The following is a 15,706-nucleotide window of genomic DNA, read 5'->3' on the forward strand; positions in this document are numbered from 1 at the left end:
AGTACATTTCTGTAGCTTCTGCCTGTTTGTATGTGCAATAATAGAATCATTACATCAATCTTTTAGGTTGTCAAGGTTTTGTAAGTATATTTAGAGGATGCCCCGCAAGAAAGAAACGATTACACTGTCAATTCCGCCCGGAACCAAGGAAAAGCTAGAGGCGATCGCGGCCCGTCTCGGCATCTATTGGGGCAAAAGCCCTAGCATTTCTGGGCTGCTCGCCGCGATCGCGCAAGAAGAGGTTGAAGTCGGCAAACCCTTTACACTCAACCATTCCCAGGTCAAGGCTCTGCGCCAAGCGATCGCGAACTCGATCGATGCCGGTCATATCGAATCCGCCCAAATTCTAATGCTACTCCTCCTCGATCGCGGAAACTTAGAAGCCCCACTCAGACAGAGCTTGCTGCAACAAGTCGGTCAGCCGATCGAAGCATGGCGAATTAGAGTCAATCAACTGATTGAAGCCAAACAGCCCTTTCACTTGTCCTACCGCAATTCTCAGGAACAGACTTTAGAATATACAGTCCGCTGCGCTAAGGTCATCCAGTACGAAAAGCGAACGTACTTACAAGTTTGGTGCGAGGAAACGGAGGATAGCACTGACTTGCCCGAACTGCGGCACAATCGCTGCTTGCGCTTCGATCGCATTCTCTCAATGATTCCACTGACAGGCGAGTGGCGCGAACAACTCGACTCCATAAAAGTGTACTTACATTTTCGCGGTTGGTTGGTCAGAGCTTACGAACCCAAACCCGACGATATTGAAAATGAGGTTATCGGTGAAGTGCGCCAGGTGATTCGCAAAGTCTCTAATCCTTTCTGGCTGATTCGCGAAGTGATTCGTTACGGTAAGGATTGCGAAATTGTTGCGCCCCCGGCAATGCGCGATCGCTTCATCGGCGAACTCAAAACCCTCTGCCAGCGTTACAACCTCGATTTACGCCCCGAAACGCCAGATGATTAGAGGAAACTGGGGAACGCAATTTCCTGTCCCTTCCGCTATTACTTGCCGATCGCGGTAAAATCTTCGGTAAAAACTGCGACGACGAGCGATCGCGCGATCGGTTAACCTCAGAATTTGTTAGTATTCGCTTCACATATAGGATTTAAGTTAACCTATGAGCGCACCCGTTTGTGAGTATATTCCTGGTTTAGCTAACGTTCCCGCCGCTCAATCGGGTATTAGTTATGTAGACGGCCAGAACGGCTTATTAGAATATCGCGGTATCCGCATTGAGGAACTAGCAGCAAAAAGCAGTTTCCTCGAAACCGCCTTCCTGTTGATTTGGGGCTATTTGCCCGGAGTGGAAGAACTCCGCGCCTTTGAACGCGAAGTTTGCCAGCACCGACGCATTAAGTACCACATCCGAGACATGATGAAGTGCTTCCCGGAAACCGGACATCCGATGGATGCACTGCAAACATCCGCCGCCGCTTTAGGGCTATTTTATTCCCGCCGTGCTTTAGACGATCCTCAATACATCCGAGAAGCTGTTGTGCGCTTGCTGGCAAAAATTCCCACAATGGTTGCGGCGTTTAAAATGATGCGGAAAGGCAACGACCCGGTACAACCCAATGATACCTTGGATTACGCGGCGAACTTCCTGTATATGCTCACCGAGCAAGTTCCCGATCCTCTAGCTGCTAAGGTTTTTGATGTGTGTTTAATGCTTCACGCCGAACACACGATTAATGCTTCGACTTTCAGCGCGATGGTGACGGCTTCGACGCTCACAGATCCTTATGCAGTCGTCGCTTCAGCGGTCGGAACCCTCGCCGGACCGCTCCACGGCGGAGCGAATGAAGAAGTCGTGTTCATGCTCGAAGAGATTGGTTCGGTTAAAAATGTTCGGCCCTACGTCGAGAAATTGATCGAAACCAAGTCAAAAATAATGGGCTTTGGTCATCGGGTTTATAAAGTCAAAGATCCGCGCGCGACGATTTTGCAAGAACTCGCCGAACAACTGTTTGCAAAAACGGGATACGACGAATCTTATGATATTGCGGTGGAATTAGAGCGGGTTGTTGAAGAGAAGTTGGGGCATAAAGGCATTTACGCTAACGTCGATTTTTATTCGGGGTTGGTGTATCGTAAGTTGGGCATTCCAACCGATCTATTTACGCCGATTTTTGCGATCGCGCGCGTTGCCGGTTGGCTCGCCCACTGGCGCGAACAAATCCGCGAAAATCGTATTTTCCGCCCGACACAAATTTATGTAGGCGACCACAATCAATCATACCTTCCCATTGAGGAGCGTTAGCATCGGGGCGGGTAGGGGCGTAAGTCTTGTTAAGTTTCACCTTTACAGATTGAAACCCATTTAAAAGTAAGCTGCCCCACCCGAGTTTTTTGGGGTAGGGCAAGCTTGCACGGTTTAGCTTTTCCCAGGCAGCAAATCGGCGGCGAGTAACTTCGCAACCATCGCCGATCGCGAATTTACGCCGAGTTTCTGAAAAATTCTCCGCAGGTAAGTTGCAACCGTCCAATGACTAATCTTCAAATGTTTGGCGATGCACTTATTCGGAAGACCGCAAGCTACTAACTGAGCGACAATTTGCTCGCGCGGGCTTAAATGAATGGCTCCGTTTTCTTTGAAAGGCAAAGAGGCTGAATTTTGACTGATTTCAGTAATTTCGTTCTCCGCTCGCGCTTCAGAAACAGAGCGTTTTTGCGAAATTTTATCTAAGTTTTCACGGTTGAGACTCGATAAAAAATTTGGGTAACTCATTATTGGTGTGAATCGGCTAGATATTACTTTGAAAAGCTTCTCAATTTTTTCGATGTTTTCCGGAACTTTTTTGTTTCTTTCTATACAAACAAAAACACGAAAAATTTTGAACGCTAATAGATGCCCCCACACGATTGCCCTAAAACTCAATCGCTATGTCGATTTCGCGCGATCGTTTGTAACTTGCGTTCGGATAAATTCACTCTGTTTCAAAAGAAAGTGGGTTCAATTCAAACTTAAATCGGCAGATGGTTAAAGTTCGATCTTTCTGTCAGCCTATCATTTTTAAATCGAAGATTTTTTTAAGCAAAGTTTATGGGACTTCATTTTTAATTTAAAAAATAGGATTGTGAGATTCGATTTTATTCAGAAATTATTTCAATCAGAAATACATATGTAGTAACTTAGCATATTTTTTTTTGAGTTGCAGTACCCGTTCGGGTACTATCGGGGAAATTTGGCTGGAGCTTGTCGCTCAAATGAGTGACACTCAAAAAAGCGACTGTGCGATCGCGCGTTGCCCTCGTTATACCTGAGAAATGCAGAACATTTTCTCGTAAGGAGTCGGATCATGCTAGACGGCGAAACGATGCAGCAAGAATTTGAAGACGAATACGAATATGAAGACGAGTACGAAGGCGACGGCGAAGAATTTTTAGGCGATGCCCTGAAAGGAGTCGGCGGCGCGCTTGGTTTGTTTGAAGGCGAAGGCGAGTACGAGTACGAATACGAAGATGAGTACGAATACGAGGACGAAAGCGAAGCCTTTTTTAAAAAATTGCGGAGTTTAGCGAAAAAAGTCGCTCCTATTCTCAAAAAAGTCGCCCCCATCGCGGCTCGCGCTGTCGGAACGGCGATTGGCGGCCCCGGAGTCGGTCAAGCCCTCGGTTCCCTCGCCGGACAATTGGGCGAATTTGAGGACGAATACGAGTTTGAAGGCGAATTTGAGGACGAGTACGAAACGTCGGTGCAGCCGGAAGCTTTAGCCGAAGCGCTGGCAGCGATCGCGTCCCAAGTGCAAAGCGAGTACGAAGCAGAAGCCTATACCGGGGCGTTTACCGCTCGAATTATCCCCATCCGTTCGGCATCGATGGCTCGCATTTCCCCCAAAATCGTTAAAGGTGCAGCTACCCTAACGCGCACGCTGCGGAAATCGCCCGCAACTCGTCCTTTAGTTAAAACCGTTCCGACGATTGTTGCCCGCACGGGGCAGAAATTAGCCAAACAAGCCGCTCAAGGACGACCTGTTACCCCCACCACAGCCGCAAAAGTGATGGCGGGAGAAACGAAAAAGGTGCTGGGCAATCCCATGACTTGCGCCAAAGCGATGGTGCGATCGCAACAAGCAGCGAAGAAGGTTGCGAAAGCTATACCCGCCAAGCAGTCTGAGTATGAGTACGAATACGAAGGCGAGTGGGAAATTGAACACATGAGTCTGCCCAAAACACGGGGACGTAAAAAGGGCAAGCCAACTGCTGTGAAGATTAATAATGCGGATATCGCGAGAAAATACAACGAACTTTCAGTTCGAGGTAAGCAGTATGTAGACCAATTTGTGGCGAATTATTCAAAGTGGGCTTCAGAGGTGGAGAAAATGCACGCTAAAGAACGTTAGGTTTTGTTGAGGTACGAAACCCAACACCAACAATAGATACGTTGGGTTTCTCTATCGCTCTACCCAACCTACCCCATGAAATCGAAATTGAGGTCAAAAAACAATGTGTAAGTACAACGGAACCGATCGCGAGTACGAATGCGAATACGCCAGCGAATACGAAAGCGAGCAATTTTTTCCCCTGTTAGCCCCGCTGCTGGCCAAAGCCGCACCGATCGCCATTAAAGCAGTAGGCGGTTTACTCGGCGGCGGAAAAAAACGGCGACAGCGCGAATTTGAATTCGAGTACGAGTACGAAGGTGAATACGAAGGCGATCCCTTTATTGGTAATTTGCTGCGCGGATTAGGCAATTCCTTCGGACTGGGTGAAGGCGAATACGAGTACGAATACGAGTATGAAACCACACCGATGAGCGAGTACGAAATTGTTATGGAAAATCTGGCGTATCGCGCCGCCCACAGCGAAAGCGAAGCCGAAGCCGAAGCTTTTTTAGGTGCATTAGTGCCGATGGCAGCGCGATTAATTCCCTCTGCCGCCAAAGCGATTACTTCCCTTGCCCCCACCTTAGTCCGGGGAGTTTCCCAAATCGGACACGCACTGCACAAAAACCCCACCACTCGCCAACTGTTGCAAACCGCGCCCGATATTTTAAAAGGAACGGTGCAAACGCTGGCTAATCAAGTGGAACAAGGTCAACCGCTGTCGAGTAAGACGGCATTGCGCGCGCTGGCGGCTAATACTGCCAACGTTTTGGACAATCCGCAAAAAGTCAAAGCAGCGATGAAAAAATCCCATCGCGCCCAGCATCAAGCTAAAGCGATCGCCAGTCGCAATGGCAAACGCAGCCGCGTTCCCGCCTAAAAATATCCCCTTGCCGATCGCGCCCTTATTTGCCATGAACGGACTTTTGAAAACCCCGACGCGCTCCTTTGAAGCTTGGGATAAGGACTTACTGCCCGTCCATCGACCCGCTGCCGATGGCTTCGTCGAACCGCCCAATTTAGACCCCTGGTTGCGCGTGCAAGCGCTGAATACCGTCCGCCACGCCGCCGCCCTGCGTCCCTTCCTGCGGAACGAGTTTGGGACGGAACCCGCAAGCCCCAGCGACGCACACATCGATGCAGCCAATCAATTGATCGAAAATTTGCGATCGCAGTTGCGAGTCATGTCGCGGGAAATCAGCGATAGCGCGCGGGCGGCGATCGCGCAACCGGAAATCGATCGCTTGCAAGACCTACTGATGCGGAAAGAGCGATCGCACGATTGGGTACAAGCGATCGAACAAATCTGGGATTTCTACTTCGAGTTGTTCGGACAGCGGCAAAGTCGTTTCGGCAATTGGCTGCTGGGGTGCGATCGCATCGCCCTCGACTGCTACCAAGACGTTTTTATGGGGCTGGGTTGTGCGAAATCCGTCCCCGCCCCCGCGCCCTTTTCGTACATGAAAACAGGTTTCGGCCCCGCCACCTTCCGACGCGGTATTGCGCTAACCAAACTCAGCAAGCAGATCAATCCCTTTCCCTTGATTCAACTTCCTTATCACCGTTTGGTCAACCCTTGGACGTTGGGCGCGGTTCTGCACGAAGTTTCCCATAACTTGCAGACCGATTTGAATCTGCGGCAAACCATTCCCAACGCGATCGCGCGGCGGCTGTTACAAGCGGGAATGAGTCCAGCGATCGCTAAAACCTGGAGTCGCTGGCACAGCGAAACCTTCGCCGATATGTCCGGTTTGCTTCTCGGCGGGCCGCATATCGTCGCCTCCCTCATGGATATCGCCGCACGCGGCCCCCGCAGCACTTTACACTTCCATCCCGGCGCGGTGCATCCCACGCCTTACCTGCGGGTTTTCATCAGCACCGAACTGTTGCGCCGTATGGGATTTCCCAAAGCGGCCAGTAACTACCAGCGCCTCTGGGAACGCCTGTATCCCAACCCCCGCGCCGGGACAATTCCCGCCCAATTTTTGGAAAGTTTCGGCAAAGCGCACAAACTAGTCGTCGATACCATCTGCTTTACGCCCTACAAGGAATTGGGCAATAAAACCCTCGCCGAAGTGACGGGATTTAAGCCGCAACATCAGCGAATGATTGCGGAAGCGGGCGAACGGTTAGCGGCGGGGAACGATCCGGGGATTATTCCCGAACGGTTTTTGATTGGGGCTTCGCGATCGGCGTTGGATCGGCGCTTGGCGGAACCGAAAATCATTACCCAAAATTTCTACAAAGCATTGGAACGAAGATAAATCGATTTTGGCTGAATCCAAAATCTTACAAGGAGTAAGAATTATGACAACGTATCGCATTCGCGGTTTGGTTGTTACCAAAGAAATTGTAACCCTGCAATTGTTGACACAAAAAACACCAGACCAGCAAAAACAATTAGACCAAGCGGTGAGAAACCACACTTCAGGTCTCTGGGTCGAAATCTGGGACAAAGACGAGCGATTTGACGATCGCCTCGGTCGAGCAAAAACAGATTCCTACGGCTTCTTTGAGATTGAATTTACAAAAGATGCTTTTCGACAAGAACCTTACGAAATGGACGACCTCCCCGATCTTTTCTTCAGAGTTTATCAGGGAAAACAACTTCTGTTTAGCAGCGAAGGAGAGGTCGAGATCGGGGAATTTAAGAACAACCGATGGGAATCGACGGTAAAGTCAGAAGGAGTGACCTGGAATTGGCAAGATTGGGATGCTAATACAAGTTTAAAATTCCCGGTTCCGCAGTTTTCTGTCGCAGACAAAAACTTTACTTCTAATGACAATGATAGCAGCGAGACAACTTATGCGATTCAGGTCTATGAAACTTGGATAATTCCTGATGTCCTCGACCGCGAAATTCCCAGCTTTCCTCTAATCGAAGATACTTGGGAAAACCAAGTGATCGATGTATTACCCACCTTAGACCAAGTAGAGCGCTCTGGCTACCGAACTGCGGTAACAACCTCGGACGGTTCGGGAGGGACGTTACAACAAATTGTAGACAGTGCCTTAAGTCAAGTGTTGAGCCGGTCTTCCAAAGAAGATCCCAAAGCGTTTGTTGCCTCCCTCACGAAAGCGTTTACGCCCCAAGAAACCAACGGACGCACCGATTATATCTGGACTCCCTGCACTTATAGCACCGTCCAAACCGAACTCGGCGGTGCAGTGAGTGGCGCGCAGGCGAGCCTTTACCATCGCGCGAAAGCAGCTTTAAATGAAATGCTGCCGCTGTTGGATAAACTTTATCCCTTGAATGCCGTTGTAGACCCGCAAAATATGGAAGCGGCGCGTGCGATTTTCCGCACGGAAGTCGTTGAATTGGTCAACGAACTCGGCACTCAAGGCGGCCCTCGCGCTCAGCGGGTTGATAGTTTATTCCAAATGCTTATCGGCAATGTTGGGCCTGAAGACCCCTACGAAATTGTCGGCGGTCAAATGCGAGAGTTAGCCGATATTTTTGGACTCAACCGCGCCAATGTAAACACGGTTGAGGAAGAACAAAATTACGGCAATTACCTGATTATTCGGGACTATTTAGTTTCTCTGAGAGGAAGTTGGAAGACTTACAGCGAAAATTCTGGGGCGGGTGCGTTTGTCGGTTCGCAACTGGTGTTGTTATCTCAAGCGCTGTCAGTGGTTGCGGAATCGGTTCAGGAAGTTTATCGGATTATGGATCTCGTTTTCCTGGGGTCGGCAGAACGGCAATCGGTGTGGATTGACTTTACGAAAACCAAAGTCAAGCTCTCGAACAATACCCCTCCAACTTATGGTACGTCTAGCTATCTACCGCCGGGACAATTCCCGCTTCCCGATGGCACGCTTTATACCAAGGGACTGCAACTAACCCCAGCGATGACGGTTGAAGGATTGCTGTCTTGGGTAATGCGATTTGCAACGCAAGAAGGGCCGGCATTGGCGAGATCTGGCGGCAAAATTGGGATTGCGCGATCGCTAAAAGATACGGCAGATCGACTCACCATTTTGGTGCAAGCCGCATCGTTTGTTCCCGTTCCCAATAGTGCCTATCGTCGCGCGGGAGTAACGCGATCGTTCAAAGATTTAGCGTTCCAACTCTATCAAGTGAAACGGTTGGCGCAGGAGTTAATTCCGCCGATTACTTCTTTGCGCGCGATTGATGCAGGCGATCTCAATAGATAATCGCTGACTCTCGCTCTTGTCTTCCGGAAAACACTAAGATTTTTCCCCTAAACCATCCGAACTATTAGCACCCAAGATCGCCCGACTTAGTAGGGTAGGAGACTTAATTATCATGTCAAAGAACGGAGAAAATCATAGCTTACAAGAACGCCTCGCGGCCCTCAAAGAAACCCTCGTAGACCAATTGGGGCCGCAACTGGTACAAAACCCGCAACTCGCCGACGTACTCACCCAACAAATCGAGGATATGCTGGCGCGAGTTGTAACCGAGGAAATGAAAGCGCCCGCCCCGCCGGATGGCGGTTTTGCCGAACTAATCGGCATTGGCAACGAAGCAGCCCCGAAAGTGAGCGAAACGCGCTTGCCGCAGGATGTTGAGGGGTATGACGAACAAGTGGCGAGCGATCGCATCCTCGCTGTTGCCGATCTCTACTACCTCTACCAGCACGAAAAAGTCGGCGTATTTCGCGCTGTCAAGAAACTCCAAGAACTGTTCAACGCCGGTGCAGTTCGCCTTTCCAGCGGCGATGGCGCTTATGGGTTGTACCGCTTCGATCGCCGCAGCATCCTGCGTTATACCTACAAGCAACGGATGCAAACCTATCGCCGCGTCTTCGGTTACACCACCGTCCCGCCGATGCGCAGCGCCAAACCGAATACACAATTTCATGGGTTATTCGTGCAATTTGTCAACAATGTCGCCGAATTTTGGCGCGACAAACGCATCTCTGACGTGATTCGCGAACGCGCCTTCGATCCCAGTTTTGGCAGTATTGCCACGGTGCGGCGGGCGGGTTTAGATCTGCGAAATAATCTGAAATGGTCGTCCTACGGTCACGTCAATGTTTTCCGCATTGAAGCACTGCAATTGCTCGAAGAATCGTTCAAGATTCTCGGTGCAGAAGACGTTAGAAAACTCTTCGGGGCGGATAATGCTTGGGATGTCCTAGAAGAAATTATGCTGCGTTATTTCAACGAAGATGTTAATGCTTCCCAGCGCCATCGCTTAGCCACTTCCGGACGCAGTATTATTCGCTGGTTGGCGCATAAATACATCCTCAACAGTTCGCGCGCTGAATTTGAAGCTTTGCTGCGAGAAATTGCCGATTCCGTCGAAGAATGGCTCACCAGTGCGGAAACATTGGGCATTGCTTATCGGGGACATACGCAGCGAGTGGTAGCGTTTGAACCGCGCGGAAATGGCGCACCCGAAGGGATCCGCTTCGCGGATCGCCCTTTGAAAAGAGTCGAGCAAGGGTAACTTTAGTAAGGTGGGCATTGCCCACCATTAGTTTTGAAACTTACACAAAACTCACTTTTTGCTATCGACAACATTTGATAAGACGCTTTTAGCAAGAGAGCGGGAATATCGTAGAAACTTCCCAAATGTATTCAGCCATTTAAACGATACTGAAATGGAAGATTTAACAGCAAGTTATGGGTAAGAGCGCGATCGCAATTCCCAGAAAACACACGCGATTGCTATCGCTTTCGATAACTCAATCCCCAACTTACGATCGCTCGCCGATCGTCCAAAGGAGCGATCGCGCGCCCCTACCTAAAGCCCAGCGCGAATCTGTTTCAATACCTCCACTACGTCGTACAGATTATTCTGGCGCGGCTGAGTCAATAAATGGCTCTACCGAACGTTGACAGCGATCGCGCAATGGTGAATAGTGAACGGTTGAGGCTGTAGTGCTACCTAATTTATTCGATGAAAGTTGCAACTTGGAATGTCAATTCGATTCGGACTCGCCAGCAAATTGTTGCGGACTGGTTGAGGAAAAATGCTATCGATGTTCTCTGCTTGCAGGAGACAAAGGTTGTTGATGAGATATTCCCGCGATCGCTCTTTGAGGAGTTGGGCTATCATCTCTATGTTGCCGGTCAAAAATCTTATAACGGCGTTGCGATTTTGAGTCGGGAACCGTTGCAAGACGTTAAAGTTGGCTTTGCTACGGTGTTGGGGGATGAGTTAGCGGAGTTTGACGAGCAAAAACGAGTGCTGTGCGGGTCTACTGCACAAAATGTGAAATTTGTCAACTTATACGTGCCGAATGGTTCGGCGGTGGGGAGTGACAAGTACGATTACAAGTTGCGCTGGTTAAAGGTGCTGCGGCAATATCTGCGTTCGCTGCGGGAGACGGGAGCGGAACTATGCGTCTGCGGGGATTTTAATATTGCGCTGGAAGATCGCGATATTTATCAGCCGAAGAAGGACAATCATATTATGGCTTCGCCTGCGGAACGAGAAGCGTTGCGAGAAGTGCTGGAAGTGGGGCTGCGGGATGCGTTTCGCAAGTTTACGGCGGAGGGGGGACATTTTAGTTGGTGGGATTACCGTCAAGCGGGGTTCGAGCGCGATCGCGGCTGGCGCATCGACCATCACTACCTTACGCCCCAATTGTACGATCGCGCGGTCGGTTGTGCGATCGATGTTGCTCCGCGCGCTTTGCCCCAACCGAGCGACCATACCCCAGTGGTGGTTGAATTTTAACCCGTAAACTGTCTCGATAGCATCAAAATAGCAACCGCGATCGCGAAATAACCAAACTCTTTTTCCAGTTGCTTGACTTCAATCAATGGGTTCAAATAAGCTCCCAGCAACATTCCCAGACTCGCCACGCTGGTAAATGTCACTTTTGTCGCCCTCTCCCTAAATCCCTCTCTCTCCCAATTTTGGGCGAGGGGATGATGGCGATCGCGTCGCAAGTTTGACTTGCTACCGATTCCAAGGCATTCTGGCGAGCAGCATTCCGAGAGTGCAGGTGTCTGTAATACCGGCAAAAATCAATCCACAACCGACAAATCCACTCAAAATCAAAAATCCCGGCGATACAAATGCACCTAAAGCCGTTCCAATGACTACGAGCGAACCGGCAGCAATTTGAACTTGGCGCATCAAACTGATGGGTGCTTTTTTATCAATTTCTGTGGGATAACCCATTGCTTTCCAGGACAGTAGCCCGCCGTCTAAATGCTTGATTTCGCTGCGACTTCTGGCAATTAATTTCTCTGCGGCACGCGCCGAACGATTGCCGGTTTGACAGTAAAGGACTATTGTTTTTTCAGGGTTATTGGGGACATTGGTAACATCGAATCTTGACAAAGAAATTAGAGTTGAATTTGGGATTTTTTCGCCAGCGTGTTCTGCGGGTTCGCGAACATCGATGAGGGTGACAACTTCGCGATCGAGCAGTTGTTTTAGCGAGACTGCATCGATAGTTTTTAAGCGCGTTTGAGTCATGTTTTTTGGGTTAAATCAAAGGAATTGTTAGGAGGGAGAACCTGAATTGCGCATTACGAACGATCGATACGCTTAATGGGCAACTGGAACTTTCCCGCATTGTTGATTGGCAGGACTGCTTCCATATGAACGTGCGTTTCTAAGCAGTATTTCAAGTTTAAGCCGAGTTCTTCGAGCAGTTTGATGTCGCGATCGACTTGTTCGACGACGGGATCGATAAGGGCGGCTTCTTTGCTATTTAAGTCTGCAATTAAGTAGGTATACGTCCAAGTCTCTTCATCAAAGAGTTGACGAAATAACATGATTTTTGACCTCGTTGGTGGGTTTGGGAGGGTGGATGCTGAGATTTACGAAAGGAACGCGCTCGATTTTTCTCCAGCATTATGTGGCTCCTTGAGTGGCGCGATCGCTCTCCCTTTAAATATATAACTAATTTACCATATAGTAATTAATTAGTCAATAGAAAAGCCTCTGAGGTAGAGTAGGTTGACGGTTTTGGCTGAGGGAGGGGAAAAGGTGCGTGTAGGGTTTAACGCGATCGCAACTTCGACAACTGCTGGAGTTGCTGACTTTGTTGCTCGACTTGGAGATCCAGAGCATTACAAACCAGATCGCACAGTTCAAACAAAAAGGGATTGGCAATGCGGTAGTAGACGCAAACGCCTCGCTGCTCGCGAGCGACAATCCCCGCCTGCGTTAGCATCTTGAGATGCTTAGAGACATTGGCTTGCCCCAATCCAGTTTCCTCAATAATTTCCGTGACATTCTTATCGCCCGCTTTCAAAGCGCAGACAATCTGAAGCCGACTGACTTCGGATAAGACTTTAAAGAAGTCCGCCATCAAGCTCAAAGCTTCGGGTGTCAGTTGGGAAATGCCGCGCTCTTCAACGCTTTCTCGAACGGCAACGCGCTTTTCAGACGATTCGGTCGGCATAGACGACTTTTAATCCACTCAATCGCAAAATTTTTTTCATTATATTGCTACACGGTAGTAGATGTCTGTCCGGAATGTTACCGCAGAGGCAGAAAACCTAAACCCTAAGAAACAGGCAATAACCCCCCCATTCGGTACAAACTAGAGGTATTAACTCATCTTTATAATTTTTAATTGAAAGTATTTATGTCCGAATTGCCTAAACCCTTGCTGCGCTGGATGAATTGGGGTTTGCCCTTTCCCTTTCTCGTTCTCAATATCGGGCTGTTACTCTTTGTGCTGCGATCGCTGCAACCGATTGTTACGATTGTCGGGACGGCGGCTCTACTGGCATTTTTGCTCGAATATCCGGTGTTTTTGCTCGAAAAACGAGGCTTTCCTCGCACGCTCGCGGTCGGGGCTGTCTTTTTGTTAGCGCTGTCGGCGGCAACGATTTTTGGGATTACGATCGCGCCGTTTTTGTGGGATCAATTGCAAGAATTGAGCGGCCACCTGCCGAGTTGGCTGGATTCGGGAACGAAGCAACTGCAAGTATTGCAAGTCTGGGCGGATTCGCGGCATTTGCCCCTAGATTTGAGCGATTTAGTCACGAATTTGCAAGAGCGCGTCTCGCAAGAAGTGCGCCTGCTGCCGACACAAACGGTGAATTTCGCGATCGCAACCCTGGATGGCGCGATCGAATTTTTAGTGACGGGCGTTTTAACTTTTTACTTCCTCCTGCACGGCGAACGGCTTTGGGAAGGGATTTTTCTGTGGTTGCCCCCGCAAGTCGGCCCGCGCGCTCAGTCTGCCTTGCAACAAAATTTTGAGAAATATTTTATCGGCCAAGCGACAATCGCGACAATCATGAGCGTCGCGCTGAGTCTTGTGTTTTGGCTGCTGAAAGTACCGTTTAGCGCTTTGTTTGCCAGCGCGATCGGTTTGATGGTGTTGATTCCCTTTGGGGATATTGTCGGGATTGTGGCGGTTAGCGCCCTTGTTGCGCTCAATAGCGTTTGGTTGGGGTTAGAAGTGTTGTTAATTGCTGCGGCGATCGATCAAGCGATCGATCAGGCGATCGCGCCCCGCATCCTCGGACAATTCACCGGACTCAATCCGATTTGGGTGATTATCGCGCTGTTGCTCGGAGCAAAGGCGGGCGGGATTTTGGGGCTATTCATTGCCGTCCCCATCGCGGCTACGATTAAAACCCTCGCTGAAGATTGGCGCGATCGCCAAAAGTTAACCGCCCATTCGAGCAAAGATTCCTCGATCTTTCACCCAGAAATCTCGGAAGAAACCTTGACAAAAGTGGAGTAATCTGAATAAAACCTGTTGGTTTGCCCCATGCGACCGTATAATGACAGCGTTATAGAAGTTAATAAATTGCAGGCAGTTTTTTAAAGATTTATAACAATTATTCCTTCAATCGTTGTCTCCAGAGCCATTAAAATTCTGCTAAAAGAGAGAGAAAAAAACTAGATTATCGAGGTAAAATTTTTCCAACTTGCGATCGCTGCAACGGCAAAGAACTCAACCTGCCGTCGCCAGCGATCGATCCTCTTTATGTCAACTCGCGATCGCGAGTCCGTTTCGCTCTATGTCTGCTCTTTTCGCAACCTTTTAAAATATGACTTCCCCTACCGCTCGTCGCAAATCCAACACCTTTTATGTCATTTTAATCGCTGCTGCCGCTGCCCTAGGAGGCTTCCTCTTTGGTTTTGATACTGCTGTTATTAACGGAGCAGTCGGTGCATTATCAACTGCCTTCAAAGCCAATAGCGTCGAAACAGGGTTAGCAGTCTCTCTCGCCTTATTAGGGTCTGCAATTGGCGCATTTTATGCGGGCAAAATCGCCGATCGCTACGGCCGAGTAAAAGCAATGGTTGTTGCGGCGATCTTATTCACCATCAGCGCGATCGGTTCTGGTTTGGGAATTGGGATTTGGGATTTCATTTTTTGGCGAGTTTTAGGCGGTTTAGCGGTTGGTGCTGCCAGCGTTATCGCCCCCGCCTACATTGCGGAATGCTCGCCGAGCGAATTGCGCGGGCGATTGGGATCGCTCCAACAACTCGCGATCGTTGTCGGTATTTTTATTGCCTTACTGTGTGACTACTTTATTGCCGTATCTGCCGGTTCTGCCGAATTGCCTTTCCTGTTCGGAATCCCAGCTTGGCGCTGGATGTTTTGGACGGAAATTCCGCCCGCCATCCTCTACGGAATGTCAGCATTAATGATTCCTGAATCGCCCCGTTATTTAGTCGCGCGCGGACGAGAACCCGAAGCCGAAAAGGTATTGAGCAAAATTTTAGGCGGCAACGTTCTCGCTAAAATCGAAGAAATTCGACAAACCGTGTTCCGGGAGCGCGAACCAAAATTTTCAGATTTATTATCTCGAAGTGGCGGTTTATTACCTATTGTTTGGGTTGGAATTGGGCTATCAATTCTTCAACAATTTGTTGGGATTAACGTCATTTTCTACTACAGCAGTATTTTGTGGCGAGCCGTTGGGTTTTCCGAACAAGATTCGCTGACGATTACCGCAATTACAGGAGCCGTGAATATTATTACCACCTTGATTGCGATCGCGGTGGTCGATAAATTCGGTCGCAAACCCCTCCTCATCCTGGGTTCGATTGGGATGACCGTTACCTTGGGAACGATGGCTGTCATCTTCGGGAATGCGCCTTTAGATGCCGCCGGAAACCCAACTTTAACGGGTTCTTCCGGAACTATTGCGCTGATTGCTGCAAATCTTTATGTCTTTTGCTTCGGCTTCTCCTGGGGACCCGTTGTTTGGGTACTCCTCGGCGAAATGTTCAACAACAAAATTCGCGGCGCGGCGCTTTCCGTCGCAGCAGCAATGCAATGGATTGCGAACTTTGCGATTTCGACCAGCTTCCCTCCCATCTTGCAATACCTCGGTCTCGGTGCGGCTTATGGGCTGTATACCACCGCAGCCGCGATTTCTTTATTCTTCGTTCTTTTCTTCATAAAAGAAACCAAAGGACTCGAATTAGAACAAATGTAGGATTTAAGGGATAATTAACCTAGAATCG

The 15,706-nt window shown here is 49.3% G+C and carries 14 protein-coding genes and 1 pseudogene; 10 read left to right on the forward strand and 5 right to left on the reverse strand.

What is annotated here, in order from left to right; translation table 11 throughout:
- The first annotated feature begins 97 nt into the window (after window positions 1-97).
- Both H6G50_RS12335 and H6G50_RS12340 read left to right on the forward strand, forming a co-directional pair.
- Complete coding sequence (locus H6G50_RS12335; protein WP_190716618.1) at window positions 98-964, forward strand: WYL domain-containing protein; 867 nt, start codon at window positions 98-100, stop codon at window positions 962-964.
- Window positions 965-1,118: 154 nt separating this feature from the next.
- A complete protein-coding gene (locus tag H6G50_RS12340; RefSeq protein WP_190716620.1) occupies window positions 1,119-2,261 on the forward strand; it encodes a citrate synthase in 1,143 nt (380 codons plus the stop codon).
- Window positions 2,262-2,375: 114 nt separating this feature from the next.
- Here H6G50_RS12340 and H6G50_RS12345 read toward each other — a convergent pair whose 3' ends face one another.
- Complete coding sequence (locus H6G50_RS12345) at window positions 2,376-2,729, reverse strand: helix-turn-helix transcriptional regulator (RefSeq protein ID WP_190716622.1); 354 nt, start codon at window positions 2,727-2,729, stop codon at window positions 2,376-2,378.
- 571 nt (window positions 2,730-3,300) lie between these two features.
- Here H6G50_RS12345 and H6G50_RS12350 point away from each other — a divergent pair.
- From H6G50_RS12350 to xth, 6 genes are all read left to right on the forward strand, one after another.
- The gene (locus tag H6G50_RS12350; RefSeq protein WP_190716624.1) at window positions 3,301-4,344 is read left to right on the forward strand and encodes a hypothetical protein; all 1,044 of its coding nucleotides are present in this window, start codon (window positions 3,301-3,303) and stop codon (window positions 4,342-4,344) included.
- Window positions 4,345-4,447: 103 nt separating this feature from the next.
- Window positions 4,448-5,206 (forward strand): hypothetical protein, encoded by a 759-nt coding sequence (locus tag H6G50_RS12355; RefSeq protein ID WP_190716626.1) that lies wholly within the window; start codon window positions 4,448-4,450, stop codon window positions 5,204-5,206.
- Window positions 5,178-6,590, forward strand: coding sequence for a hypothetical protein (locus H6G50_RS12360; protein WP_199302854.1), 1,413 nt, complete (start codon window positions 5,178-5,180; stop codon window positions 6,588-6,590). The genes H6G50_RS12355 and H6G50_RS12360 overlap by 29 nt, the downstream gene beginning before the upstream one ends.
- 43 nt (window positions 6,591-6,633) lie before the next feature.
- Window positions 6,634-8,487, forward strand: a complete 1,854-nt coding sequence (locus tag H6G50_RS12365) for a hypothetical protein (protein WP_190716628.1) — start codon at window positions 6,634-6,636, stop codon at window positions 8,485-8,487.
- Window positions 8,488-8,599: 112 nt separating this feature from the next.
- A complete protein-coding gene (locus H6G50_RS12370; protein ID WP_190716630.1) occupies window positions 8,600-9,748 on the forward strand; it encodes a hypothetical protein in 1,149 nt (382 codons plus the stop codon).
- Window positions 9,749-10,201: 453 nt separating this feature from the next.
- Window positions 10,202-10,984 (forward strand): exodeoxyribonuclease III, encoded by a 783-nt coding sequence (xth, locus tag H6G50_RS12375; RefSeq protein ID WP_190716632.1) that lies wholly within the window; start codon window positions 10,202-10,204, stop codon window positions 10,982-10,984.
- Here the strand turns inward: xth and H6G50_RS12380 are convergent.
- The 4 genes and pseudogenes from H6G50_RS12380 to H6G50_RS12395 form a co-directional block, all read right to left on the reverse strand.
- Window positions 10,981-11,127: a hypothetical protein gene (locus H6G50_RS12380; protein WP_190716634.1), complete on the reverse strand. Its 147-nt coding sequence runs from the start codon at window positions 11,125-11,127 to the stop codon at window positions 10,981-10,983. The two genes, xth and H6G50_RS12380, sit on opposite strands and share 4 nt — an antisense overlap.
- Before the next feature lie 82 nt (window positions 11,128-11,209).
- Window positions 11,210-11,734: a rhodanese-like domain-containing protein gene (locus H6G50_RS12385; RefSeq protein ID WP_190716636.1), complete on the reverse strand. Its 525-nt coding sequence runs from the start codon at window positions 11,732-11,734 to the stop codon at window positions 11,210-11,212.
- Between the two features lie 125 nt (window positions 11,735-11,859).
- Window positions 11,860-12,036, reverse strand: a pseudogene (locus tag H6G50_RS12390) (MBL fold metallo-hydrolase); the annotation flags it as partial.
- Window positions 12,037-12,263: 227 nt separating this feature from the next.
- Window positions 12,264-12,668, reverse strand: a complete 405-nt coding sequence (locus H6G50_RS12395) for a metalloregulator ArsR/SmtB family transcription factor (protein ID WP_190716638.1) — start codon at window positions 12,666-12,668, stop codon at window positions 12,264-12,266.
- A 186-nt stretch (window positions 12,669-12,854) separates the two neighbouring features.
- On the opposite strand from H6G50_RS12395, the gene H6G50_RS12400 reads away from it, so the two are divergent.
- A complete protein-coding gene (locus tag H6G50_RS12400) occupies window positions 12,855-13,967 on the forward strand; it encodes an AI-2E family transporter (protein ID WP_190716640.1) in 1,113 nt (370 codons plus the stop codon).
- A 310-nt stretch (window positions 13,968-14,277) separates the two neighbouring features.
- On the forward strand, window positions 14,278-15,678 hold the full coding sequence (locus H6G50_RS12405; protein WP_190716642.1) for a sugar porter family MFS transporter: 1,401 nt from the start codon (window positions 14,278-14,280) through the stop codon (window positions 15,676-15,678).
- Window positions 15,679-15,706: the final 28 nt, after the last annotated feature.

This window comes from Oscillatoria sp. FACHB-1406, from assembly GCF_014698145.1.
In the GTDB taxonomy this organism is placed as follows: domain Bacteria; phylum Cyanobacteriota; class Cyanobacteriia; order Cyanobacteriales; family Spirulinaceae; genus FACHB-1406.

What these genes read in the sequence shown, in the direction of transcription:
- H6G50_RS12365 (WP_190716628.1), top strand. Translation starts at nt 6,634, where the DNA reads ATGACAACGTATCGCATTCGCGGTTTGGTTGTTACCAAAGAAATTGTA.
- H6G50_RS12360 (WP_199302854.1), top strand. Translation starts at nt 5,178, where the DNA reads ATGGCAAACGCAGCCGCGTTCCCGCCTAAAAATATCCCCTTGCCGATC.
- H6G50_RS12345 (WP_190716622.1), bottom strand. Translation starts at nt 2,729, where the DNA reads ATGAGTTACCCAAATTTTTTATCGAGTCTCAACCGTGAAAACTTAGAT.
- H6G50_RS12350 (WP_190716624.1), top strand. Translation starts at nt 3,301, where the DNA reads ATGCTAGACGGCGAAACGATGCAGCAAGAATTTGAAGACGAATACGAA.
- H6G50_RS12385 (WP_190716636.1), bottom strand. Translation starts at nt 11,734, where the DNA reads ATGACTCAAACGCGCTTAAAAACTATCGATGCAGTCTCGCTAAAACAA.
- H6G50_RS12370 (WP_190716630.1), top strand. Translation starts at nt 8,600, where the DNA reads ATGTCAAAGAACGGAGAAAATCATAGCTTACAAGAACGCCTCGCGGCC.
- H6G50_RS12355 (WP_190716626.1), top strand. Translation starts at nt 4,448, where the DNA reads ATGTGTAAGTACAACGGAACCGATCGCGAGTACGAATGCGAATACGCC.
- xth (WP_190716632.1), top strand. Translation starts at nt 10,202, where the DNA reads ATGAAAGTTGCAACTTGGAATGTCAATTCGATTCGGACTCGCCAGCAA.
- H6G50_RS12340 (WP_190716620.1), top strand. Translation starts at nt 1,119, where the DNA reads ATGAGCGCACCCGTTTGTGAGTATATTCCTGGTTTAGCTAACGTTCCC.
- H6G50_RS12405 (WP_190716642.1), top strand. Translation starts at nt 14,278, where the DNA reads ATGACTTCCCCTACCGCTCGTCGCAAATCCAACACCTTTTATGTCATT.
- H6G50_RS12335 (WP_190716618.1), top strand. Translation starts at nt 98, where the DNA reads ATGCCCCGCAAGAAAGAAACGATTACACTGTCAATTCCGCCCGGAACC.
- H6G50_RS12400 (WP_190716640.1), top strand. Translation starts at nt 12,855, where the DNA reads ATGTCCGAATTGCCTAAACCCTTGCTGCGCTGGATGAATTGGGGTTTG.
- H6G50_RS12395 (WP_190716638.1), bottom strand. Translation starts at nt 12,668, where the DNA reads ATGCCGACCGAATCGTCTGAAAAGCGCGTTGCCGTTCGAGAAAGCGTT.